The sequence below is a fragment of the Pseudomonas sp. R4-84 genome, assembly GCF_054130985.1.
Genome location: NZ_CP096390.1, coordinates 3,152,567 through 3,175,741, shown reverse-complemented (window position 1 = coordinate 3,175,741; position 23,175 = coordinate 3,152,567). Strand labels below are relative to the sequence as shown.

At 60.6% G+C, this 23,175-nt stretch carries 17 protein-coding genes and 1 pseudogene; 5 read left to right on the top strand and 13 right to left on the bottom strand.

Going from position 1 to position 23,175, the window contains the following annotated elements:
- Positions 1 to 2: 2 nt before the first annotated feature.
- A complete protein-coding gene (locus M1D68_RS14220) occupies positions 3 to 1,301 on the bottom strand; it encodes an MFS transporter (RefSeq protein WP_420763653.1) in 1,299 nt (432 codons plus the stop codon).
- 99 nt (positions 1,302 to 1,400) lie between these two features.
- Positions 1,401 to 2,150, bottom strand: a complete 750-nt coding sequence (locus M1D68_RS14215; protein WP_420763654.1) for an SDR family NAD(P)-dependent oxidoreductase — start codon at positions 2,148 to 2,150, stop codon at positions 1,401 to 1,403.
- 196 nt (positions 2,151 to 2,346) lie between these two features.
- On the opposite strand from M1D68_RS14215, the gene M1D68_RS14210 reads away from it, so the two are divergent.
- Positions 2,347 to 3,264 (top strand): LysR substrate-binding domain-containing protein, encoded by a 918-nt coding sequence (locus M1D68_RS14210; RefSeq protein ID WP_457967240.1) that lies wholly within the window; start codon positions 2,347 to 2,349, stop codon positions 3,262 to 3,264.
- A 66-nt stretch (positions 3,265 to 3,330) separates the two neighbouring features.
- On the opposite strand, the gene M1D68_RS14205 is transcribed toward M1D68_RS14210, so the two are convergent.
- From M1D68_RS14205 to M1D68_RS14160, 10 genes are all read right to left on the bottom strand, one after another.
- Positions 3,331 to 4,458 (bottom strand): glycosyl transferase, encoded by a 1,128-nt coding sequence (locus M1D68_RS14205; RefSeq protein ID WP_457967238.1) that lies wholly within the window; start codon positions 4,456 to 4,458, stop codon positions 3,331 to 3,333.
- Entirely contained in the window at positions 4,449 to 5,558 is a 1,110-nt protein-coding gene (gene wecB / locus M1D68_RS14200; protein WP_434647854.1) for a non-hydrolyzing UDP-N-acetylglucosamine 2-epimerase, read from the bottom strand. Before wecB ends, M1D68_RS14205 begins: the two co-directional genes overlap by 10 nt.
- Positions 5,555 to 7,141 carry an FAD-dependent oxidoreductase gene (locus tag M1D68_RS14195; RefSeq protein ID WP_457967236.1) on the bottom strand — a complete coding sequence of 529 codons (1,587 nt, stop codon included), beginning with the start codon at positions 7,139 to 7,141 and terminating at the stop codon, positions 5,555 to 5,557. The genes wecB and M1D68_RS14195 overlap by 4 nt, the downstream gene beginning before the upstream one ends.
- Positions 7,131 to 8,405, bottom strand: coding sequence for an SDR family oxidoreductase (locus tag M1D68_RS14190; protein ID WP_457967234.1), 1,275 nt, complete (start codon positions 8,403 to 8,405; stop codon positions 7,131 to 7,133). The genes M1D68_RS14195 and M1D68_RS14190 overlap by 11 nt, the downstream gene beginning before the upstream one ends.
- A gap of 3 nt (positions 8,406 to 8,408) precedes the next feature.
- Positions 8,409 to 8,810: a GtrA family protein gene (locus M1D68_RS14185; RefSeq protein WP_420763660.1), complete on the bottom strand. Its 402-nt coding sequence runs from the start codon at positions 8,808 to 8,810 to the stop codon at positions 8,409 to 8,411.
- Positions 8,807 to 9,493 (bottom strand): class I SAM-dependent methyltransferase, encoded by a 687-nt coding sequence (locus tag M1D68_RS14180; protein ID WP_457967231.1) that lies wholly within the window; start codon positions 9,491 to 9,493, stop codon positions 8,807 to 8,809. The genes M1D68_RS14185 and M1D68_RS14180 overlap by 4 nt, the downstream gene beginning before the upstream one ends.
- Before the next feature lie 92 nt (positions 9,494 to 9,585).
- Positions 9,586 to 10,608: a glycosyltransferase family 2 protein gene (locus tag M1D68_RS14175; protein ID WP_457967229.1), complete on the bottom strand. Its 1,023-nt coding sequence runs from the start codon at positions 10,606 to 10,608 to the stop codon at positions 9,586 to 9,588.
- Between the two features lie 12 nt (positions 10,609 to 10,620).
- On the bottom strand, positions 10,621 to 12,930 hold the full coding sequence (locus M1D68_RS14170; RefSeq protein ID WP_457967227.1) for a phospholipid carrier-dependent glycosyltransferase: 2,310 nt from the start codon (positions 12,928 to 12,930) through the stop codon (positions 10,621 to 10,623).
- Between the two features lie 287 nt (positions 12,931 to 13,217).
- Positions 13,218 to 15,692, bottom strand: a complete 2,475-nt coding sequence (locus M1D68_RS14165; RefSeq protein ID WP_457967225.1) for a glycosyltransferase — start codon at positions 15,690 to 15,692, stop codon at positions 13,218 to 13,220.
- Between the two features lie 122 nt (positions 15,693 to 15,814).
- Positions 15,815 to 16,633 carry an ABC transporter permease gene (locus M1D68_RS14160; RefSeq protein ID WP_457967223.1) on the bottom strand — a complete coding sequence of 273 codons (819 nt, stop codon included), beginning with the start codon at positions 16,631 to 16,633 and terminating at the stop codon, positions 15,815 to 15,817.
- Between the two features lie 181 nt (positions 16,634 to 16,814).
- Between M1D68_RS14160 and M1D68_RS14155 the strand changes: the two are divergent.
- The 4 genes and pseudogenes from M1D68_RS14155 to M1D68_RS14140 all read left to right on the top strand — a co-directional run.
- Positions 16,815 to 18,071 (top strand): annotated as a pseudogene (locus M1D68_RS14155) (ABC transporter ATP-binding protein); the annotation flags it as partial.
- Between the two features lie 30 nt (positions 18,072 to 18,101).
- Positions 18,102 to 19,538, top strand: a complete 1,437-nt coding sequence (locus tag M1D68_RS14150; RefSeq protein WP_457970723.1) for a polysaccharide pyruvyl transferase family protein — start codon at positions 18,102 to 18,104, stop codon at positions 19,536 to 19,538.
- Positions 19,532 to 20,218 (top strand): 2OG-Fe(II) oxygenase, encoded by a 687-nt coding sequence (locus tag M1D68_RS14145; protein ID WP_434647836.1) that lies wholly within the window; start codon positions 19,532 to 19,534, stop codon positions 20,216 to 20,218. Before M1D68_RS14150 ends, M1D68_RS14145 begins: the two co-directional genes overlap by 7 nt.
- Entirely contained in the window at positions 20,211 to 22,370 is a 2,160-nt protein-coding gene (locus tag M1D68_RS14140) for a glycosyltransferase (RefSeq protein ID WP_457967221.1), read from the top strand. Before M1D68_RS14145 ends, M1D68_RS14140 begins: the two co-directional genes overlap by 8 nt.
- Here M1D68_RS14140 and M1D68_RS14135 read toward each other — a convergent pair.
- On the bottom strand, positions 22,337 to 23,134 hold the full coding sequence (locus M1D68_RS14135) for an NAD-dependent epimerase/dehydratase family protein (RefSeq protein ID WP_457967219.1): 798 nt from the start codon (positions 23,132 to 23,134) through the stop codon (positions 22,337 to 22,339). The genes M1D68_RS14140 and M1D68_RS14135 overlap by 34 nt on opposite strands.
- Positions 23,135 to 23,175: the final 41 nt, after the last annotated feature.

Genomic DNA, 23,175 nt, shown 5'->3' with positions numbered 1-23,175 from the left:
ACTTAACGATTGACCAGGGCGGCAGGAATGCGCAGCACCAACGAGGCGCCGCCCAGCAGTACGCCGGTGATCAGGTACATGCCGATGGCGCTGGAGCCGGTTTGCGTGGTGATCCAACCAATCAGGTAGGGCGAGCAGAAGCCGGCGAGGTTGGCGAAGCTGTTGACCGCCGCGATGCCTGCGGCGGCGGACACCCCGCCGAGCAGGGTCGTGGGCAGCATCCAGAACATCGAGGAGGCGGACAGGATGCCGGACGCCGCCAGGCACAGGCTCAGGATGGACAATAAGATGTTGCCTCCCAGCAGCGCGGCGAGCGTCAGGCCGATGGCACCGGCAATCATTGGTGCAATCAGGTGCCAGCGTCGCTCGCGGTGTTTGTCGCCGCTGCGGCCGATCAACAACATGGCCGCAATCGCGCAAAGGTAGGGCAGGCTGGTCAGGAAACCAATGTGCAGCGGATTGGAAACCCCGGCGTTGCGCACCAGCGTCGGCAGCCAGAAAGTAATGGCGTATTGGCCCATGACCACGCAGAAGTAAATACCGGCCAACAGCCACAGGCGGCGGTCCCGGACGAACTCGCCCACCGAGGCATGGGTGACCTTCTGCTGGTTGTCCTCGGCCAGCTCACGGCTGACCAGCGCTTTCTCTTCGTCGTCCAGCCAATGGGCCTGATGCACGCCATCCTTGAGGTAACTCAGCACCAGCAACCCGACAACGACGGTGGGAATGGCCTCGAGCACGAACATCCACTGCCAACCGGCCCAGCCGTGCACGCCGGCGAAATGGTTCATGATCCAGCCCGACAGCGGGCCGCCCACCATGCCCGACAACGGGATGGCGATAAACCAGAGCACGGTCATGCGCGCACGCCGGTAGGACGGGAACCAGTAGGTGAGGTACAGCAGCAAACCCGGTGCCAGCCCTGCTTCGGCGACCCCGAGCAGAAAGCGCAAGGCATAGAACTGCCAAGCGGTCTCAACGAAGGCGAACAGCGCGGAAATGATGCCCCAGGTGATCATGATTCGCGCGATCCAGACGCGAGCGCCGACCTTGTGCAGGATGACGTTGCTGGGTACTTCGCAGAGGAAGTAGCCGATGAAAAACATCCCCGCGCCCAGTCCGTAGACGGTTTCGCTGAGCGCCAGGTCGTTCATCATCTGCAGCTTGGCAAAGCCGACGTTGACCCGATCCAGATAGGCGCACAAATAGCACAGCATCAGGAAGGGCATCAGCCGCCAGGCCGTTTTCCGGTAGGCATTGGAGCGCACGGTCGAAACCGCTTCGAGCGACAAAGTAGTCATGATGGCCTGATCTCTTGTTTTTATTGACCGCCAGGCAAACAGCCCGGCAGGGGTCTTCGATCCAGAACCGCACGGGCCGCACTGGCCCGCCCAGATACATCAGTGAATCAGCATTCCGCCGTTCACATCCAAGGTGATGCCAGTCAGGTACGAGGATAAATCGCTGGCCAGGAACAGGGCCGCGTTCGCGACGTCCTGGGCCTCGCCTAGGCGACCTAACGGAATGCCGTCGATGATGGCGTGGCGACGCTCATCCTGCATGAGGCCGCCGGTGATGTCGGTGTGGATCAGGCCCGGGGCGATGGAATTGACCCGCACCTTGTCCGGACCCAATTCGCGGGCCATTGCCTTGGCCAGGCCCAGCACACCGGCCTTTGCGGCGCTGTAGTGCGGCCCACCAAAGATGCCGCCACCACGTTGGGCAGACACCGAAGACATGCAGACGATGCTGCCGCCTTGCTGCTCGCGCATCAGCGGGATCACCGCCTGCGACATGAGCAAGGTGCCGCGCAGGCTGACGTCCAATACCTTGTCGTAGTCCGACCCGCGAATGTCGAGGGTTTTGAGGGGTTGGGTGATGCCAGCGTTGTTGACGAGAATGTCGATGCGGCCGAAATGTTCGATGGCCCGTGAGACGGCCCGTTGGACCTGCGCTTCATCGGCGACATTGGCCGCAAGGCCGAGATGGCCTTCGCCCAGAGCGTTGGCGGCATCGCGTGCGGCGGATTCGTCCAGGTCCAGAATCACGACGCGGGCGCCGTGCTGCGCGAACGTCGTAGCGGTGGCGCGGCCAATGCCACGGGCGGATGCGGCGCCAGTAATGATCGCGACTTTGCCTTGGAGAAGCATGGGGAGATACCTCGTATTTGTTTTTATTGGGTCGATTCGGAAAAAACCGATGACTTAGCTTCGTCTTGGTCCCCTGGCTGAGCAATGGCCTAAAAGTCATTCAGTGCTGAAAAAAATTCAGCGCTCGTTTGCTTGCGGTTGGAAGGTTTCACGGCGAAGCTCAACAATCATTAGAGCTATTGTCGAGTGATCTGCCATGCGTACCGACGCCGATGCACCCTTGATTCTCCCACCGCTGAAAGCCATTCAGGCTTTTGAGCAGGCGGCCCGGTTCAGCAACGTCGCCAGGGCAGCGGAAGTGCTGGACCTGACGCCCTCCGCGGTCAGCCATCAATTGGCGAAACTTGAAGCGATGATTGGCCGGCAGTTGTTTGTGCGTGCCGCGCGAGGCGTAACGCTCACGCCCGTGGGAGAGCAATACCTGAAGGAGGTTTCAGGGATCCTCCATAGCCTGGCCGTCGCCACCGAGCGCGCGGCCAGCGACGTGAGCCTGGACTGTTTGCGTCTGCACTCGGCGCCCAGCTTCGGGTTGTTGTGGTTGATGCCGAGGCTGGAAGCGTTCCGCGCCTGCAACCCTGACATCCAAATCAACCTTTCGTGCTCCTACGAATCGCTGCATTTCAGTCGGGACAAGATTGACGTGGACATCCGCCACGGCACTGCAAACTGGCCCAGTTATGAAGTGCGCACCGTCCAGAACGAAACCTTCGCGGTATTGGCTTCGCCGAAACTGCTCGCACAATGTCCGATCCGCAGCGCGTCCGATTTATTGAATTGCGACCTGGTGCTGTCCGAAGCCACTTTGCTCAAATGGCCGCAATGGTTTGCGCAACATGGCCTGGCGCGCCCGGAGAAGCCTTACGCCTTGAGTTTCGATCGGTCGTACATGTCGCTGGAGGCCGCCAGTCATGGATTGGGCTTCGCCTTGGAAAGCACATTGCTGGCGCAAAAATATCTGGCGAGCGGCAGCCTGGTCGAGGTGGCGCCCGAGGCGCTCAGCGCGCCTGTGGCTGCCCACCACCTGGTATTCCCGAAAGCCCAGTCGAGCTTCCCCCGCGTCCGGCGTTTCCTGGAGTGGATGGAAAGTGAGCTGGGGCAGGGCTTCGCGTATTGACGGGTCAGGGAGACTGCCCCTGGGCGGTGGCGGTCGACGGCTTTAGGGCAGTAACAGTCGGATCATTTAGGGTGCTTGCGGCGTTTCCAATGCGCAACCGGTGAGGTTTATCGAAGAAAAACGGCCCGCCCAACGATGCGCCTCACGAAACTGTTGAATGGCTGATCGGTCGCTTCGACTGGCAAGCGCTTCAGTGGCGGCTTTTCGCAGGTCCGTGTCTTCATCCAAGATCCAGACCCCCGGTTCCTTGTCTCGCAAGGCCATTTCACCGAAGCGGGTTGTGAGGACGGGCAGGCCGAGGGCGCGGTACTCGTAGTATTTGATCGGGTCGACCGAAGCGGTCAGGCGGTTGAGCTTGAACGGGATCAAACCCACCGAAAACGTGGCCATGGCGGCGATCGCACCGGCATGGGAACACTCGGGGAATAGTTCGATGTTGGCGGGCAAGACGCGACGCGGTGGAGTGAACAGAGGGCCGATCAGTTTGATCCGGTTTCCAGGATTGGCCTGGGCGAGCGCGATCACCAGATCCCAATCGAACCAACGACCCAGCGTGCCGACGTAGCCGATCACTTGTTGTTTGGGGCCCAGGTCGAGGCTTTCGACCGGTGCCAGTCGCTGCATGTCGCAGGCGTTGAGGGCCAGTTCTATCTGGTCGGTCATGCCCAGGAGCTTGTCGCGAAGGGGGCTGGACGATGCCAGCACTTTATCCACCCGTTGGATGAGCTGCGTCTGGCGACGTGCCATCGACCTGCGTGACAGGCCCTGGTAGAAGGCCGGAAAATCGTCCATGGCATCGTAGACGGCACGGCTTGCGGGTATGCGCGCCAACAGTTGCAAGGCCAGTTCCGAAGGCTTTGCAATACACATCATGCAAGGCTTTTCTGCGGAAAATGCCATGACCTCCCTGAACAGGTTGCGCCACAGCCGCTTGAGCACCAGCGCCGAGCCGGGAAGGGGTTCGATGGGAAGACTGTGGGGTTTGCAGACCCGCAACCAGGCAGGGGCGTTGGTGTTTTGCGGGTTGGCAACAGGTGGCTTGCGCCTGAAATCATCGAGTGTTGGCAAGCGCGTCGGATACGGATCGATCCAAAGCACCGTTGCCCCGGTCCGGTGGTGATACCAGTCGACGAAGTGATGGGGGCGCTGGCTGAAGCTGGCCCATGGCACCGGCGACAGGTAGATCATCCGCATGACTGCAAGTGCTGCCTCAAGACTTCGACGATGCGGGCTGCGGCCTTGCCGTCGCCATAGGGAGAAACCCCGCGTGCCATGCTCTGATAGGCCTGGGGATCATCGAGCAGGCGCTGTGCCTGTTCGACGATGGTGGTCCGGTTGGCGCCCACCAGCTTGACCACGCCGAGGTCGACCGCCTCCGGGCGCTCGGTTTCCTCTCGCAGCACCAGCACCGGTTTGCCCAGGGCCGGGGCTTCTTCCTGCACGCCCCCCGAATCACTGATGATCAAGTACGAGCGCTTCATGGCCGCGATGAACGGCGCGTAGTCCAAAGGTGCGCAGAGGAGGATGTTCGGGGTCTGGCCGAGCAGGCGGTGCGCGACATCCTTGACGTTTGGATTGGGGTGGACGGGATAGAGTATTTGAATGCCTGGATTGCGTTCGGCCAGGCGCTTGAGGGCCTGGCAGATATCCTGGAACGGCTCGCCGAAGTTCTCCCGGCGATGGGAGGTGACCAGTACCAGGCGTTTGCCGGGGTCCACTGGGACGTCCAAGTCGCAGTCCTGTGCCGCGGTCATCAGCAAGGCATCGATCACGGTGTTGCCCGTCAGGGTGACGGCGCTGGCGTCGACGCCTTCGCATAGCAGGTTGTCGACGGCGCGCTGGGTTGGCGCGAAATGCCAGCGGGTCAGTTTGCCGGCGATCACCCGGTTGGCTTCTTCGGGGAACGGATTGAAGATGTCCCCGGTCCGCAGGCCCGCTTCGACATGGCCAAAGGGAATGCGCAAGTAGAAACACGCCAGTGCGGCGGACATGACCGTGGTCGTGTCGCCTTGCGCCAGCACGACATCCGGCTTTTCCGACTGCAGCACGCCGTCGAGTTCAAGCAGCAAGCGTGAGGTCAATGTTGCCAATGACTGATCGGGCCGCATGATGTCCAGGTCCAGGTCGGCTGTGATTGCGAAGCCCTCCAGTACCTGGTCCAACAGGGCTCGGTGCTGGGCGGTGGCTAGCACCCGGCAAACGATATTCCTTTCGGCTTGCAGCGCCTTGATCACGGGAGCCATCTTGATCGCTTCCGGGCGCGTACCGACGATGCAAAGTACCTTACGAGTCATGCCTTCTGATTTCCTATCGTTGTGGCAAGTGAGCGGGCTATCCGGTCCGCGTTGGCCATGAGCGTCAGCGTGTGGGATTTTTCCGTCAGGCTGGGCAGGCAGGCCCCGTCGACAATATGCACGCCGCCAAGGCCCGCGACTTCGCCCAGGTTATCGGTCTGTCCGATCTTGGGCACCGAGTGCATGGGCAGGGTTCCCGCGTAATGAATATCGGCCCCGGGCCCGCCGGGGGTGAAGCTCATGGGCATCAACAGCGCGCCCATTTTCCAGTAGATCCGCCGCAGCTTTGCTTCGGCAGCCTTCATGAGCCGGGGCAGCTCGGGGTGGATTTGGCCGGTGACGCTCAACGAACCATCGGGGCGCAAGCGCGCTGTGTTGTGGGACAAGTGCCCCGGCAGGAAAAGGTTCCCCACCAGGCAGGCGCTGAGCAGGTTCTTCAGCAGTTCGATGCTGTGGCGTTTGTCCAGGGGTATCCGGCTGACGAACTCGCTCATCGGCAAGCCTGTGGTGCTGAACGTCGAGCCAAAGGCCGTGGCATTGGCCGAAAGCTCAAGGGCGAACGAAAGCTGCCCCAGGCCAAAGGTCGGCCCCCTTGGAGTGCCGAGCATTCTGGGCAGCCATAGCACAAAGGCCGCCGTTGGCGATGAGAGCAATGGTATCGGGGCCAAATGGTTCAGGCGCTTGAGGGCGAGCCGGGTCGAGGCCAGGGTGCCCGCCGCCAGCAGCAGGCGTGTTGCGCAGAAACGCCGGGCGGAACGACGATCACTGATCACCCATGAACCGTCCTGCCTCAGCAGGTCGTCCACCAGAAAGCCCTGGATATGCTGGAAGCCGGGGTACTGCTTGAGCTTTCCCAACTCTTGCGAGGCGCTGTACAGGGCCTGGTTGTGACAGCCCCACAAACAGTTTCCAGACAAGTCGCAAGCCCTGCGCTCGTCCAGGGGCTGGCTCAGCACGGCAACCCTGGAGCGGCCGAGGCGAAACCCCAGTTCAGGAAACGCCGGTCGGCGCCGCGCGTATCGATCGAGCAAGCGTTGGTGCAAAGCGTCCAGCGGCAGGGGCGGTTGCGACCACTCATCGAGGCCGAAGTAGCTCGACAGGTCATCGTCGATTCGGCCACTGATACCGATCCGGCGCGCGACCGTTTCGTAGGACGCCTGCATCTCGGAATAATCGATGGGCAGCCCGGCAAAGTCGCTGGCGCCAAGCGTCGCCACGCCGCAGCCCCAGGCATTGGACAGGCCACCCGTTGCCAGTGAGCCGACGCCGATGAAGTGGTCGGTCTCGATGCGGTTGCCGGCGCTGAATCCATCGAAGACATGGGCGTGGGTCGGTGTCTTCAGCTTGGGCGACACAGCCTCCTGTTGGTTCAGGGCGTGGAAGTTTTCGCCGATCATCCATTTCCATTGATGCTCGTCGTTTGCCCGTGCGTCGAGGAATGGGCGACTCGGTAGTACCGGTGAGCCGATGTCGGCCTGGGCATCGACCATGAGGACCTTCAGGCCCGCCTTGACCAACGGGTAGGCAGCCGAAGTCCCGGCCGGGCCACTGCCGACGATGATCACATCGAATTCAGGCGTCACGGTGGGCTTCACTTTCACGCAGCAGTTGGCGGGCAAGGGGACGGCACGCCAGCGCCGCCAGTTTCCACGCCAGGGCCTTGAGCACGGCCACGCCCAGCGCAACCAGCGTCCCGACCAGTCGGCCCGGTGGCTGGGCGCCGAGAAACACCTGCGCGCCCCGGGGGCTGGCTTCGGCGATACCCAGTGCCACCTGCAGGCGCCAGGCCAGCTCCTGGCCATCGGATGACTGCTGGGGGCCAGGGTCGTCCAGCAGGGCCAGTAGAATAGGCCAGCGCATCAACAAGCGGGAGTGGACGGCAGGTCGGGTTTTGCCAGCGTGCTCCAGTGCCCTGGCGTAGCGAATGACCAAGCTTGTTGGCGGGGGCCGTTTGAGCAGATAACTCAAGAGCACCCCGGCTTCCCGGAGAAGGCCCCGACGTTGTCCATGGCCGGAGCGGTGCATGCCATGGGCAAGGGGACGCAACCGGATGCCTATTTCTTGCAGGGAGTGCTCGCTGTCCATGGGTGGCAGCTGGACCAGGGAGAAAATTCGCGTCAGGCCCAGTTTCATACTCAAGGATTGTCCCAGTGACCGGCGCAACAGCCTGAGCAATGCCACCGGTACGGGGATGGGCAGGCGCGTGGCACGGACCCGGTGCGTCGCGATCGACATCAGGAAGTGGCCAAAGGTAATCGGTCGCGCGGCGCCCAGGTTAAGGATTTCGGCACGAATGTCGTCCCGCTCGACAACGGCCAGAATGGAGGCCGCGAGGTCGTCGACATGAATGGGTTGCACCCGAGGCGCCGGCAGGAGGACCGGTATGAACGGGCTTCGGCGAACCAGCCCGCACAACAGGCCGAAGAGCCCACGTTCGGGCCCGCCATAGACTTGGCCGGGGCGGACCACGGTGCCGCCGGCGGCGAGCACGTCTTGTTCAATGCGCCATTTCGTCCGGCCATAAACGCTGGGAGCCGCGGCCTCGGCGGTTTGACTGGAAATGAAAACAAACTTGGCCGAGCCTTGTCGGGCACAACGAATCAGCGCCTGGGCCGCTCTGAGTTCTTCGTCCGGGTCGGTGTGGGCAGTGTCGGTAGCCAGGTGGATCAGCGCCTGGGTACCGGCGGGGCATTCGGGGGCCGGGCCCCGCAGGTCATAGGGAAGCCAGGCATGAGCGGCGGCGCACGGCCGGCGGGTGGCGCAAATGACCTCGTGCCCGCTTGCCGCCGCAAGGGCTGACAAACGTTGTCCGATGTAGCCAGTCGCGCCGGTGATCACCAGTTTCATGCCTCAAATGCCCTCGGCTCGGTCAGCGGGCGTGCGCGTATTGGAATGAAAAACGAACAGTTTGCTGATCCAATAGGTCAAGGCCACGCAGACCACGTCGCAGACAAATTTCACCGGGGCAGGGCTGTCGACGAAATACAGCCCCACGCTGAACAGCGCCGAAGCGACCGGGATATTGATCGCCAGCAAAGAGAAATAACGCACCGCTTGGGCCTTGGCGCTGCCATGGGACGACTGGAACGTGAAGTGCCGATGCAAGAAAAACGCGAACACGCCGGCGATGCCTTTGCCAGCGATGTTGGCCAGGATGGGGTGATCTTCGAATAGCGCGACCAACAGCACGAAAGCGCCCATGTCCAAGGCATAGGCGATGAGTTGGATGGCGCCGTACTTGATAAAGGTCAAGACGATCTCCTGAGCACCACAATGTGATGCAGCGCCAGTAGCCGTCGCAACGGATGCAGTAGTTTCTCCATGACTTTGAGCGCGGGGATCAGTGCGTCAGGCAATAACTGGCGGAAGTTCAGGCCGCCGGAAATCAAATAGCGCAGGTAATTGCCGCATATCTCCTGATGGACGATTTCCAGGCCAGGGTACTTGCGTTCGAATGCTTGCCTGTCGCGTACGAAGATGATGTAGCTCAGGGCCTGGTTGGCGCCGTTCATGGGGCCGGTCGACGGCGTTTCCCAGGACGGGAAGTGCCGGTCGAACCCTTCCGACTTGAACAGGCGCTTGTAGAGAAACGCGGCAAAGGGACCGTGGAAGGGCTCGATCAAAATGACGCCGCCGCCAATCTTGAGGGTCCTTTGCAACTCGGTGAAAAACCGATCGGGATGAGGAAAATGGTGAAAACAGTTTTGGCCGTAAAAGGCTCTGACCGATTGATCGTCCAGGCTCATGGCCTCGGCATTCAGTGCCATGTCCAGTTGTTCGGTGCAGACAACGTCGGTGGCCAGTACCTCGGGGTATGAGTCGCGCATGGGCGCGATGCCGGCGCCCAATTCCACTTCAAGGCCCTCGACTCTGAAGTAGCGCGCTGCCAGGCGATGAAACGTGTGGTGGAACTCCACGAACACTTCGCGCAGCATCCGCTTGCGCGCCAGTACTTTGCCGTGAAGATCAAGGCGCTCGATGCCATCGACATCCAGTGCCTTGAGCGACGGGTCCGATAAAAAATCCCTTAGCGCTTTAATGAGTTTTCTTCCCGCAGTGATGTGGCTTTACTACGCCTGGAATGTCGTGGCCTGCTAGGCACCGAGGCGATGTCGTAACCGAGGAACGCCATGATCAATTGCAACCCCATGAGCATGGGCAATGCGCTGAGCATCACGGTTCCGGCGGGTGTCGCAACGCCGTTCTGCGCCGAATCGAACCAGTGGTAACCGCCGAAGAGGATGCCGAACAAGAACATCAGGATCCCGATCGGCAACTCGATCGAAGCCAGGGACATGTCGCGCAAGTAGTAGTTATAGAGCACGCGCTTGGTGAAGTTGCGCAGATGTTTGAACAGGAACTCGCCAATGATTTTCGAGATCTTGAGGTGGCTGACTTCGTCGCCGTATCGGGCCTCCATTGGAATATCCACCACCACGGCGCGCACGGTGTTCAGGCGGAACAGGATGTCCGTCTCGAAGAAATAGCGCTCGCTGACCTTGTCCAGGGGCAACAGCCTGGCGACGTCGCGGTGAATCGCCGTGTAGCCGTTGGTGGGGTCGAACAGGTCCCAGTAACCCGTCGACAGTTTGGCCATCAGCGACAATATGGCGTTGCCAAACAGGCGAAGCCGCGGCATCGACTGGACTTCCTCCAGATTGAAAAACCGGTTGCCCTTGGTGTAGTCGGCTTCACCGGCGAGGATCGGCTCGATGAACAGCGGTATCAGGGCCGGGTCCATCTGGCCGTCGCCGTCGACTTTGACGATGATGCTCGCACCGTCGGCGAGGGCGGCCCGGTAGCCGGTCATGACCGCGCCACCCACGCCTTTGTTGACCTGGTGGGGCAGCACCTTGACCCGAGGGTCGTTACAGGACGCCAGTACGTGCGCGCCTGAATCGTCCGGGCAGGCATCGTCGATGACATAGATGCGCCACACCTCCGGCCCTATGGCGTCTATGACGCCGAGGATGTGCGCGGTGACCCGATAGCTGGGGATGACGACGGCGACGCGTTGTTCGTCCGTGAAAAGCGCTGTTTTTGAATTCATCGATATCGCCCGTTATTGCCTGAATGAGAGTGACTTGAACTCCAGGGGAGTGTCGGTATGGCCGGACGCATAAATGATCACGGACGTGGCATTCGCGGGGGCAACGACATTCATCTCATGGGTCTCCCATTGCTCGGTGCATTCAAACGTCTCGATGCTGGCGGCAATGAAGTCACCTTTGGCATCCATCCAATTGGCCTGGATTCTTCCCGTGGTGGCTGTCGTTGCGCAGCGCGCAGACACGCCGTTGATGTACGTCAGCCCTGGTGTCACTTCGACCCGCTGTGTTGCCGGCGTCTTCACGTCTACCGTGAGGATCTTGCGCGACGGGTCATAGCTCGAAGGCGATGTCAGGTTCCATCCCTCGAGGCTGGACAGCGCCGGGTTGAGCAGGTGCTCGACGTGCGAAACGTTGAGTTTGCGCAGGTCCAGGTCACCCAGTCGGGCGTATGACGTGGACACATTGCGCAGAAGATCGAGTCGCGCCTGGGGAACTGACTTGAGGTCGATGATCAACCAGTTGACCTGGCGCTGGCGCAAGCGCCGTGCAACTTCCGATGGAGACGTCGCTGTCTCGAACTCACCTTTCCATTTCAGGTTGTACCAAGACGCGTAAAGGGCATCGCTGCGCAGGCCCGCCATCAACGGAGCCGCAAAGACCGCCACGGGCTGATAGCTGGTGTTCAAGGCGTTGACGGTGTCGACCATTTTCCGGATGGGCAAGCGTTCCTGCAGATACCTCTCTCGACCTGCCTGGCTCAACAATGCAGAGGGTTTGATTTCGCCGTAGTAAGTCGCGGCCTGGATGAAACGGGTATTGGTCAGGATCAACAAGACACCGGCCCCGATGGCGAGGCTGCGTGGGAAGGTCTTGTCGTGGGAAAACGGCAGCGCGAGGATCACCGAGAACAGCGCGAAAGAGGGGAACACGTAACGCAGATAAGCCGTCGATTGAAACGTCATGAACATCGCGCCAGCACCCACCAGGAGAATGCACAGGGCTTGGCGGCTGCCGCTCAACAGCACGGCGAGGGCGGCCGTGGGCAGCAACAGCCACTGGAAGCCTGCCGCTCCGACTCGCCCCTCAATGAACTCGGGCGAGTCGAAGACCATTCGATAGAGGGTGTCCCAGGTCATCCCAGTGCCGAAAGTGGCTGGCGGCTCGAAGTTGATGTTCGGCCAGAGCGGCGAATGGAAAATGGCATTGAAAAACGGAAACACCGGATTGCCAGTCAAATACCCGGCCGAGACGTAAGGGGTCGCACCGGCCAGTATCAGGCCGGCGCTGCCCAGCAGCAGCGTTTTGACGATGCCTTGGATGGCCCAGGCCTTGTACTGCCACAAGAGAACCACCAGCAGGACCGGCAGGACGCTCAGGGTCACGGCCTTGGCCGCCATGGCGAAGCCAAGCAGGAGGCCGGCCAGGAGCAATTGCGACAAGCGATCCCCAGGCTTGGGTGTGAAGCTTGAGACCTTCAGGATCGCCAGGGTCCCGGCCAGCAGGAAGGCGGTCCATGCCGACTCGATGTGCAGGCTGCTGCTCTCGGCAAAGGCGAGAGGCGTCGAGAGAAAAATCAGGCTTGCCCAGCGGGCACTGGAGGCAGAGCCTCCGGCCCAGAGCGTCATGTTGTGGATCTGCCAGGCCACCAACAACGTGAATGCACTGTTGCTCAAGCGTGACGCCGTTTCGCCGGCGAGCAGATAGACAATGCTGTAGATCCAGTCAGCCAGCATCGGCATGACCGCCCAGACATAGGTGCTCGCGTCGAACGACCATTGATGCCGCTGCGCCAGTTGTGATGGAACGAAGAGGTGCATGGCCAATGCGTCGTGACCGACCTCCGGCATGAAGGCCACCAAGACGTAGAGGCAGGCGAAGCCGCAGATCAGTACGTCGAGCGCCGTTTGGATAGAGGTTTGTGCCGTGCGGAAGGCCTGGATGTGCCCCAGCAGTTCGCGACCTATCGACATGGCATGTTTGTGCCCCAGTAAAAGCGGCAATGACAGCAGCGCGCCATACAGTCCGGGGTAATTGATCGGCCAATAGGCCGCCAAGCCCGTGAGCGTCCCGAGCGTACCCGCTCCCACCAGCAGGTGGACGCTCCAATCGGTCGCAAGGTGCCGGCTGAGCATCCACCTGCCGAGCACAGCAGCGGACAAACCGAAGACCGCGACGACGATCACCGGCCCTGCCTGCCCACAAATGACGGACAAGCACCCCAGCAAACCCAGGCAGAGGATAAACGGTGACTTGCGAGTGAAGACGGTGAGGGCGGCCAGGCTTGCCACCGACAGCAATATCGTCCGGGTGGCGCTGTTCATGGGCGCCAGCTCAAGCGTCGAAAAACCGTACGCGCCTACCGCCGCACTGGCCAACAGAACCACCAACACCATTGCGTATTTCAGGCTGTATCTCGGCAAAATATCGTCTCGGCTGAAGGGACAACGTTACTCATTCAGGGCTGCCCAAAATCCGTGGCGAGGGAGCTTGCTCTCGCTTGAGTGCGAAGCACTCATGAAAAGGGACTGCCGCACAGCCCAGCGGGAGCAAGCTCCCTCGCCATAGATTCCTCTGACTTCTTGAGTAAGCAATTACGAGCCAACGTCTGCTATGCATCTCGGTACCTGTGGGGGACCCAGGTGCCCCACTTGCTCTCGTAGATCGCCCGGTTCTTCTCGAAAAGTGCCTGTTTTTTACTGGCACCCAAGGCGTTGAACGAGGCGGACAGGTGATGGTGGACAAAGACGTCTTCGGCACAGGCCGCACGCATGCCACGGCGCTGCACGCGGCGGCAGTAATCGTCATCCTCGAAGAACCCCAGGCCATATTCTTCGCAGAGACCGCCTATCTGCTCGTAGGTCGAGCGTGGAAGCATCACGCAGAAAAACGCCAGAGTGTTGATTTCGAACCACTCGCCCATGCGGGCGCGGGTCAGTCGCGCGGCTTCGGCGGGCATGTCCTCTATTCGTTCATAGTGGGTGCCGACCTTGGCTTCATTGCCGATGTTGTTGGTGATCGGGCCGATGATGCCGATTTCCTTGTTGTCGCGCAGATGGCGGATCAAGCCCCTGACCCAGCCGGCGGTGACGACTGTGTCGTTGTTCAGGATGGCCAGATAATCGCCAGTGGCCGCCGCGAGGCCCAGGTTGTTGCCGGCGGCGAACCCCTTGTTCTCGGAGTTCAGGATGACGATCCGGTCAGGATGGCCGTCGGCCCAGGCCGTGAGGTAGCTCGGGGTCTCGTCGCTGGAGTGATTGTCGACGACGATGATCTCAAGGTTCGGGTATTGGCTTTGGGTCAGCAGGCTGTCGAGGCAGGCCTTGGTCAGTTCGAGGTTGTTGTAGGTCAACACCACGACGCTGACCTTGGGCAATGGCAACGTCGCGATGGCCTGGCGCAGGCTGGCGGCTCGATGCTGCCAAGTCTGGCCCTGGGCAAAGGATTGGCGCGCCTGTCGCGTGGCGCCGGCCTCTGGCAGCGCATCCAGGACGTTGCGGACGGCCGAGATGAACTGCGTTGGCTGTTCAACCGTCCAGACCAGTTCGCCGAACTGGCTCAACTCCGGGAGTTTTACCGACACCACCGGTTTGCCCGCACTCAGGTACTCATAGACCTTGACCGGGTTGGTGGCGAGGGTCAGCGGCATGACCTTGAACGGAAGCAGGCACACGTCCATGGCGTGCAGGTAGTAGGGCAGGGAGGCATAGGGGACTTCGCCTTCAAAGACCACGTTCGGGCAGGATTTGAAGTATTTCCTTGCCTGGACGGTGTCGCTGCCGATCAACAGGATCAAGTGTTGCGCAAACGTCCGGGCGACTTGCTTGACCAGGTCCAGATCGAACCATTCGGCAATGACGCCGTAATAGCCGATGATCTTCCTGTTCGCGGTGTCCTCATAGACCTTGTCGGGACGCTGCCTGAAGAAGCTGAACTCGCAGGCGTTGCGGATCACCTTGACGTTGCGGTTTTCCCGTTTGCCGTGTTGTTCGATCCAGTCGGAGGTCGCCACCAACAGGTCCGCCCTGCGCATCAAGGCGATCTCAAGGTCGAGCAATTCCTGGGCGACATTGCCGAAGCCTTCGTGGTGGTCCATGCAGTCATAGACCAGCGTGGCGTTGGGGACACGCCTCGCCATGGGGAACCAGTAGGCGTGCTGGACGATGCAATCCACGGCGCCGACATTCGCCGATTCCAGCAGCATCGCCAGGCCTTGGCACAACTGATGGATCGCGGCGGCGGACGGTGGGGCGTGATAGATGGGCGGCGCGCCGCGCACCTTGAAACGGATCTGGAACAGCCGGTCGGAGCCTGCCAAGGGTTCTGCTTCGAAGCCCGGGGCATCATCGTCGATGAAGTTGTTGGAAATATAAAAAGTGGTCTGTCCGGCCCTGGCCAGCTCCTTGGCCAGGTTTTGCGGACGCTGGATGCGAAAGTGCCAGTCGATCACCCCGAACATCAAAATCGTGGGCTGGCCGTGGCTCGACGGTACGGCTAGGTCTACGGGCGGTGGCAGCGATTGCAGCGGGATCAGGCTGGTGGCTGTCGCGGGCTCGCCCGGCGTCGCCTTGGGGCGTTTCAACCAGCTTCGAAGCCGATGCGCCAGCTTGCTTTTCTGGTGCGCGGTGAGGGGCAACCAGGCATAGACCCGGCGCGATATCCGATAAAGCTGCTTGCGTATGGAATAACGCAGGGGGGCGCGTTCGATGGCGTTGCCCCAGTCCGAAAGCTTGAACAGCTCAGCCTGTTTCGCCGCCAACTGGGCGCGCAGGTCCACCGCCCAATCGGAAAGCGCGACCGCCTCGCTGTGTTTTGTCCGCAGCAGTGCCTCGGTTTCTTTGAGGCGCTGCTCGGCCACTCGCAGTTGCTCACGCAAGCGCCCGGTCTTGCCTTCCTGAAGCGCCAGGCGTGTGCGAAGCGCTTGTGAACCAAGACGCAGTTGTCTGATAAGCCGATCTCGGTTCTCGATTTCCTTGACCAACTGCTGGGCTTCAATGGATCTGGATTGTGTTGAGCGAGACAGTTGGTCAATGCAATCAACAAGACGGTTGATCTGGTCCATGCGTTTTTCGAGTCCTTTGGTCATTACGGCAACGCACCCCAAGTGTTTCAGGATCGTCGTCGACTTCAATTACCAGCCGCGCCCAGTCTCCAGTCGCGCCACGAATCATCATAGCGGTTGCTGGGCAGCGCGCCACGCCAACCCGCTCAAATGACATCGGCGAAGCCTTTGCGTGTCCTCTGGAACCACGCAAACCCGACGCAGGCAATCAGCACGGCGACTACCGAGTAAGTGGCCCATTGTTCCCATTGCGGCGGCCTGCCCCAGAACAACACGTCGCGAACCATCTCCACCGGCAGCGTCAGCGGGTTTGCCTGCAAGGCGACCTGGTAGTTTTGCGGAAGCGTCGAGCGAGGGTAGAAGATCGGCGACAGGAACAGCATCGCGGTGACGACGATGCCGATGAACTGGCCGATATCGCGCAGGTAAACGCTTATCGAGGCGAGAAACCAGGAGATACCCAGCGTCAGCAATATCAGCGGCAACAGCACCAGTGGCAGCAGCAGCGCGGTTATCGGGGGAAGGCCGAACAGAAGCACATAAAAAAGCAGCCATGCCAGCACGCTGATAGCCATGTGGAACAGCGCTGCGCCGAGCGATACGAGGGGCAGGGTTTCCAATGGGAACACGATCTTCTTGACGTAATTGGTATTGGCCAGCACCAGGCCCGGCGCGCGGGTCAGGCATTCGGAGAACAGGTTGAAAACCAGCAGGCCGGCGAACAGCACCAGGGCAAATTCACTTTTGGATTCGCCGCCGCCGGACCACCGAGCCTTGAAGACGACACTGAACACGAAGGTATAGACCACGAGCATGAAAACCGGCGTGAAGAACGACCAAAGGATACCGAGCATCGAACCTTTGTAACGACCGGTCACTTCCCGGCGGATCAACACGTAGATCAGGATCCGATTGATCAAGACGCTCTTGATCATGGCGGCAGGAGAAATACTGAACGACTGCATGGGTGCTTGGTCCTCAAGACAATATCAATTGCTCCTTGGGTTGGGTCTCATGAAGGTTAGACCAAATCGGCTTCATTCAAAGTTTTTTATTCCATCTGTGCTTAACTCATTCGTAGCACCCAGCGAAGGACGGATTCAGTAGCGCCGCAATAGGGTCGTGATTCATGGAAGGGTTTTGCCGATGTCGTTTGAAGTGGCCATCAGTGCCGAGAACCTGAGCAAGTGTTATCAGATTTACGAGGCGCCCAAGGACCGTCTGTTGCAGATGCTGGTGCGCGGCAGGAAGCGTTTCTACCGCGAGTTCTGGGCCCTGGACGATGTTTCCCTGACCATCGCCAAGGGGGAGACCGTCGGCATCATCGGCCGTAACGGCAGTGGCAAATCCACCCTGTTGCAACTGATCTGCGGAACGTTGACGCCGACCCGGGGAAGCGTCCGCGGGCATGGCCGGATTGCGGCGTTGCTTGAGCTGGGGTCCGGTTTCAACCCGGAGTTCACCGGCCGCGAAAACGTCTATGTGAATGCGGCGGTGCTGGGCTTGAGTCGCGCGGAGATCGACGCTCGGTTCGAAGACATCATCGCCTTCGCCAACATCGGCGACTTTATCGACCAGCCCACCAAGATCTACTCCAGCGGGATGCTGGTGAGGCTCGCTTTCGCCGTTTCGGTTTGTGTGGAGCCGGAGATCCTGATCGTCGATGAGGCTCTTTCCGTCGGCGATGCATCCTTTCAATTCAAATGCCTGAATCGGCTCGAAGAGCTGGCGGCCAAAGGCACGACGCTGCTGTTCGTCTCCCATGACATGAGCATGGTCAAGCGCTTCTGCCACCGGGTGATCTATCTGCGCGGCGGGCGGGTCGTCGCCAGCGGATCGCCCGATGAAATGGCCGAGTTGCACTTGCTCGACATGCGTGATGAGCAACGGCGCTGGGCCAGTGGCGGTGCCACACAGGTGACGCGCAAGCCGTTCATGGGTGGCCAGGAGGGGATCGCCTTCGGGACCGAAGAGGGGCACATCAGCGCTGCCTGCTTCACCAATACCCAACAGCCTTGCTCCAGTTACCTGTATGGCGATGACATCGAGATTCGCGTCGAGGTGGTGCTGCATGAATCGATCACGCAACCCAACATCAGTTTCACTGTCCAGGAGGCAAGGCTGCTGGTGATTGGCGGCGGCAACTTCGCGCTGTCACCGGGCCCGGCCGAAAACGGCTGGCGGCGGTCGGCGATCACGGTGCGCTTCCCGGCCAACCTCGCCGAGGGACGCTATCATGTCACCCTCAAGCTGTTGCACGGCGCCACGGAAGAGACCTCGCAGTTGATCGAGAAACAGGTCGCGCCATTAGCGTTCGATATGTTGCCAAACCACAGGAATTTTCTGGGCATGGTCGACCTGGGATTGCAGCGGGTCGGCTCGCGAGCGGTTGAGACGCTTGCCGAGGCTTGTCGGACTCAAGGAGAGGAAACGATGACGGAACACCCGGACGAGCACACATGGCAGGTTGCTATATGTGGCACTTTTGATGTCGAGAATTACGGCGACCTGCTGTTTCCGATCATTGCCGAGGCGGAGTTGGCCCGGCGCTTGGGTCGAGTCGAGCTGCATCGGTTTTCCTACCATGAAAAAAAACCACCTGAGTGGCCCTACGCGGTATCGTCGCTGACGGAGCTTCCCCATGTCGCGGCCCGCCTGGATGGCGTCTTGATCGGCGGCGGTTTCCTGATTCGATTCGATAAAGTCGTTGCCCACGGCTATGGTCCGACAACGCCCGATATTCATCACCCGACCGGCTATTGGCTGACGCCTGCGCTGATCGCGCTGCAGCACGCGATTCCGGTGATCTGGAACGCCCCCGGGATGCACTGCAACGGTGTCCCCGATTGGGCCAGGCCATTGTTGACGATGGCCCTGGAGCAAAGCCAGTACGTGAGGGTTCGTGATGCACTGACGCGCGACACCCTTGGCGCGCTCACCCAGCGCGCCGAGATCGAGGTGCTGCCCGATACCGCGTTCGGCTTGCCCCGCTTGATCGACGAGCAGCAGCCCTGCGCTGAATTCATTCGCCTGCGCGAGAGCGCTGGGCTGACGGGGCCCTATATCGTGATCCACGCCATCCACGTGGTGGAGTCCTTCGTAAAACTGTTCGAAGACCACCCCGAGGCGTTCCAGGATTATCAGTTCCTGGTGGTGCCGATAGGTCCGGTGTTGGGTGACGATCCGTCCGTCATTGCCGCGCGCCTGCCCGGGGCCATTACCTTGGCGGTCTGGCCAGAACCGTTGCTGATGGCAGAGATTATCAGCCAGGCGCAAGCGGTGATCGGCCATAGCTACCACTTGGCGATCACCGCCCTGGCGTTTGGCGTCCCGGTGTTTTGCTCGGCGGACCTGACCACGGGCAAGTACACGGCACTGGCGGGGTTCGACTCGCTTCATGCCTTGCCGGAGGCTGGGACGATCGACCCGCAATGGTTCGTTTCGCGCGTCGGCAAGACCCGTCCATCGCCGGCGGCGCTCGAGGCGGCGGATCGGTTGGTCGAGCACTGGGATCGGGTCGCGACGATCATTCGCCAGGGTAAAACCTCATCCCAACCTGCATTGGGCGCGTTTATGCAGCACCTGCCCAATCTGCTCGAAGCCGCCGTCCAGGGACATGAACCGTTGGCGGTTCAGTCGACGGCAAGCCACATCGTACCGGAGCCGGGCATCATCGAGCCGGCGCCAGACCTCGCTGCGCAGGACCTGGCCCAGCAACATCGGATAGTCCAGCTCAGCCAGCAGTTGGCCCTCAGTGACGCCAGGATGCTTGAGCTGCAGAATTCCAATTCGTTCCGAATGACCGCGCCACTGCGTTCCATCGCCCGTGGTATCAGAAACCTGACAGCGAACAGGAACAGACAATGCTAGATATCTCTCGTCTCACGCGTGCGGCGCTCAAAGCTCACCCGTACTCATGGGCGCAAATTGACGGCCTGTATTCGGCCGAGGATGCAACGGCGTTGGCGGCATCCTTTCCCCACGATCATTTCAAGACCGTGAGCGGATATGGTGGCGAAAAAAACTATGACTACGAGGCCCGCGCCCTGGTGGGCATGGGCACCAACGCGATTGCCTTCCCGCAGGAGCTGAGCGAAGCGTGGTTGCGGCTGGCGCGGGATCTTGGCTCGGCCGGCTATCGAGAAGCCATGTCGGAAATGACCGGGATCGATCTGCGTACCGTGCCCATGGAGGTCAACGTTTTTCATTACGGTCCCGGTGCGAGCCTCGGGGCCCATCCGGACCTGCCGGATAAACTGGTCACCCATATCCTGTATTTCAACGAGTCCTGGGACCGCAACGACGGCGGTTGCCTGAACATCCTGCATCGCAACGATCCCACCGCCGTGGCGGCCGAGATTGAACCGCTGGTGGGCAATTCGGCGGTTCTGGTGCGCTCGGATAATTCCTGGCATGCGGTCACTCCCGTGGTGAGCGGTTGCCATGCTTCCCGCCGTAGCCTGACGGCTACGTTCTATCGACCAGGGTCAGTCAGTTCCATGTGGCCGCCCGGCGACAACACACCGCTGCATGGGTACCCACGTGCTTGAGCTCGACCGAACCTTGATCGACCGCGACGCCGCGTTGGCCCAAAGAGACGCGGCCATCGATGAGCGCGACACTGCCTTGGCAAAAGTCGAGTTCCTGCAAAACACCCGTTCGTGGCGTTTCACCCGGCCACTGCGCTCGCTTTTCCGTGTGATGCGTTATGGTTTTGGCGCAGCAACGCAGGAACTTCCCGAACCCGCCGCCGCACTCGTCTACCCGGCGGCACCGGAGCCGTTGCCGAACGTTGAGGCGCAACCGGATTTCGCCACTCAAGGGTGCCTGGATATTCTCTGCTTCGCCAACATCGATTGGGCCGCACGCTTCCAGCGACCCCAGCAGTTGATGAGTCAGTTTGCGAACCATGGTCATCGGGTTTTCTACATCGTCCCCTCCAGTGTGCCGGAGCAGGGAAAGCCCTATCGGTTGACGTCAGTGGCGCCCAATGTCTTTGAAGTCGCACTGCAGCGAGGGGCGCAGGAGGCGTATTACGAAAAAACAGTGACACCTGAAAATCATCAGGCGTTATCAGGTGCCTTGGCTGCGCTGATTGCCGATATGCGCATCAGGACCGCGCTCACAGTGGTGCATATAGCCTATTGGAGTCCCGTGGTGCTCAGCCTGCGTGCCGAACGTGGCTGGCGCGTCCTCTACGATTGCATGGATGACTGGGATGGTTTCCCGAACATCGGCGAACAGCTGCTGGACGAGGAAAAGACCTTGATCGCCCAGGCGGACGTCGTCACTGTTTCCGCCGCGCTGCTACACCAGAAATGGTCCGCCCATAACCCTCGTTGCGTGCTGGTGCGAAATGCCGTGGATTTCGCTTTTTTTCGCCAGCACTGTTTTAGCAACGATGTGCTGAGCGGGCTCTGCGGCCCGGTGATCGGGTACTACGGCGCCCTGGCGCAATGGCTCGATTACCCATTGCTGGCGGCGTTGGCGGACAGGCGCCCAGGGTGGAATTTCATTCTGGTGGGAGACGTTTTCGTCGAGGACATGGCGGGCCTGGAGCACAAGCCCAATGTGCAATTGCTGGGCCGCAAGCCTTACTCGCAAATGCCGCTTTACCTGGATCATTTCGATGCCTGCCTGATTCCCTTCAGGCTCTATAACGTGACGCATGCGGTTGATCCGGTGAAATTCTATGAGTACATCAGCGCAGGCAAACCGGTGATCTCCACGCCACTGGCGGAGATGAGCCTTTATGAAGACCTGCTGTACTTCGCAACCGGTGTCGATGAGTTCATCGAGCAGATCGAACGGGCCTTGGCCGAGCGCGACCTGGCCCTGTTCAAGCGACGTGTGGAACTCGCCCGGGCCAACGATTGGAAGGACCGCTACAACAGCATGCAACAGGCTATTGTCGGGCTGTACGAAAAAGTCTCCATCGTCGTGGTGACGTACAACAACCTCAACCTGACGGTTCAATGCGTAAACAGTATTTTGCGCAATACCGCCTGGCCCAACTACCAGCTCATCGTCGTCGACAACGGCTCGGAGGACGGCACGAGGGAGTATCTGGAGCGCCTGAGTCGAGAGGTGCCGACGACAAAAGTTATCCTCAATCCTGACAATCGGGGCTTTGCCGCGGCCAACAATCAGGGCTTGCGCGAAGCCGATGGTGACGTGTTGCTGCTGCTCAATAACGACACGGTAGTGCCTGACGGCTGGCTGGATCCGTTGGTCATGCATTTGAGGGATTCGAGCATCGGCTTGGTCGGGCCGGTCACGAACACGGTCGGAAACGAAGCGAAAATTGAAATTTCCTACAGCGATATTCAACACATGCAGGCGTTTGCAGACCGTCACACCCAAGCTCACACCGGACAGTCGTTCGATATCCCGATGCTCGCAATGTTTTGTGTGGCATTTCGCCGAGGCATCCTCGACGAGGTGGGGTATCTGGATGAAGCATTCGGTATCGGAATGTTCGAAGACGACGACTACAGCCGTCGCGTGCAGGCGGCGGGCTATCGCACCGTCTGTGCCGAAGATGCGTTCGTTCATCACTACGGGCAGGCGTCCTTCAGGAAGCTGATCGCCAGTGGTGAGTACCAAGCCCTTTGGGATAAGAACCAGGCGTACTACGAAAGCAAGTGGGGCGCTTGGCAGGCCCATGTTCATCGCCCAGGCAAGTCCTCATCCATCAAATGAAATGCCCTGGGAGCAAAGCCAAGCCGATCACGGGCATTCGAGTGGTCAAACACCAGGTCCTGATTCATCCGCGCCACCAATGCGCTTGAAAGGTGTCGGTAGCGGGGCAGGCAGCGCAGGATCGAAACGCCCAGGCTCACTGCTCCGGCGGGAAGAGGCAATGTTCGCGCCGGGCGTCCCATGGCCTGGAATATCCGGCCCACCATCGTGTGGTACGGCAGCGTTTCTCCTCCCGATAGGTTGTAGGCGCCACTGGGCAGCCCCGGCACGCTCAAGGCGCCCAGGCACGCCTGGATTACGTCCGCACCATGCACCGGTTGGCGCAACCCAGTCGCGCCGCCAATGAGCGGGAAAAATCCAAAGCGTTGGATGAAGCGCGCTATCTCTGAAATATTCTTGTCGGCGCCAAAGCCATAGATCAGGGTCGGTCGCAGGACCACCCATTCGATCCGCCGTTCGGTCGCCCACTGTTCCAACTGTTCTTCTGCGTTTATCAAGCGTTGCGCGACGTCCTTCTCCCGAACGTCAGGCGATGCTTGCTTGGCAAAGCGGCTCGTGGAGGACAGGGCGACAACACGTTTGACGTCGGTGCTGGCAAGACGCTCTAGATAATCGGGCAACACCCAAAGAGGAGCAAAGGATAGGAAAGTGTCCAGCGTCAGTCCGTGCCAGTCGCCGGTTTTTCGCCACGTCACACCGGGGCAGGGCGGCTTTGGCGGGCTTCGGGTGAATGATGTCGTCGAGTGGCCGGCCTGTGTCAGCAATGGCAATGCGCGCTCGCCCAGGAAGCTGGAGCCGCCCAATA

Bases quoted from the DNA above. Each gene is read 5' to 3' on its own strand.
- M1D68_RS14220 (WP_420763653.1), bottom strand. From the start codon at position 1,301: ATGACTACTTTGTCGCTCGAAGCGGTTTCGACCGTGCGCTCCAATGCC.
- M1D68_RS14215 (WP_420763654.1), bottom strand. From the start codon at position 2,150: ATGCTTCTCCAAGGCAAAGTCGCGATCATTACTGGCGCCGCATCCGCC.
- M1D68_RS14210 (WP_457967240.1), top strand. From the start codon at position 2,347: ATGCGTACCGACGCCGATGCACCCTTGATTCTCCCACCGCTGAAAGCC.
- M1D68_RS14205 (WP_457967238.1), bottom strand. From the start codon at position 4,458: ATGCGGATGATCTACCTGTCGCCGGTGCCATGGGCCAGCTTCAGCCAG.
- wecB (WP_434647854.1), bottom strand. From the start codon at position 5,558: ATGACTCGTAAGGTACTTTGCATCGTCGGTACGCGCCCGGAAGCGATC.
- M1D68_RS14190 (WP_457967234.1), bottom strand. From the start codon at position 8,405: ATGAAACTGGTGATCACCGGCGCGACTGGCTACATCGGACAACGTTTG.
- M1D68_RS14180 (WP_457967231.1), bottom strand. From the start codon at position 9,493: ATGCTGCGCGAAGTGTTCGTGGAGTTCCACCACACGTTTCATCGCCTG.
- M1D68_RS14175 (WP_457967229.1), bottom strand. From the start codon at position 10,608: ATGAATTCAAAAACAGCGCTTTTCACGGACGAACAACGCGTCGCCGTC.
- M1D68_RS14170 (WP_457967227.1), bottom strand. From the start codon at position 12,930: ATGAACAGCGCCACCCGGACGATATTGCTGTCGGTGGCAAGCCTGGCC.
- M1D68_RS14165 (WP_457967225.1), bottom strand. From the start codon at position 15,692: ATGACCAAAGGACTCGAAAAACGCATGGACCAGATCAACCGTCTTGTT.
- M1D68_RS14160 (WP_457967223.1), bottom strand. From the start codon at position 16,633: ATGCAGTCGTTCAGTATTTCTCCTGCCGCCATGATCAAGAGCGTCTTG.
- M1D68_RS14150 (WP_457970723.1), top strand. From the start codon at position 18,102: ATGACGGAACACCCGGACGAGCACACATGGCAGGTTGCTATATGTGGC.
- M1D68_RS14145 (WP_434647836.1), top strand. From the start codon at position 19,532: ATGCTAGATATCTCTCGTCTCACGCGTGCGGCGCTCAAAGCTCACCCG.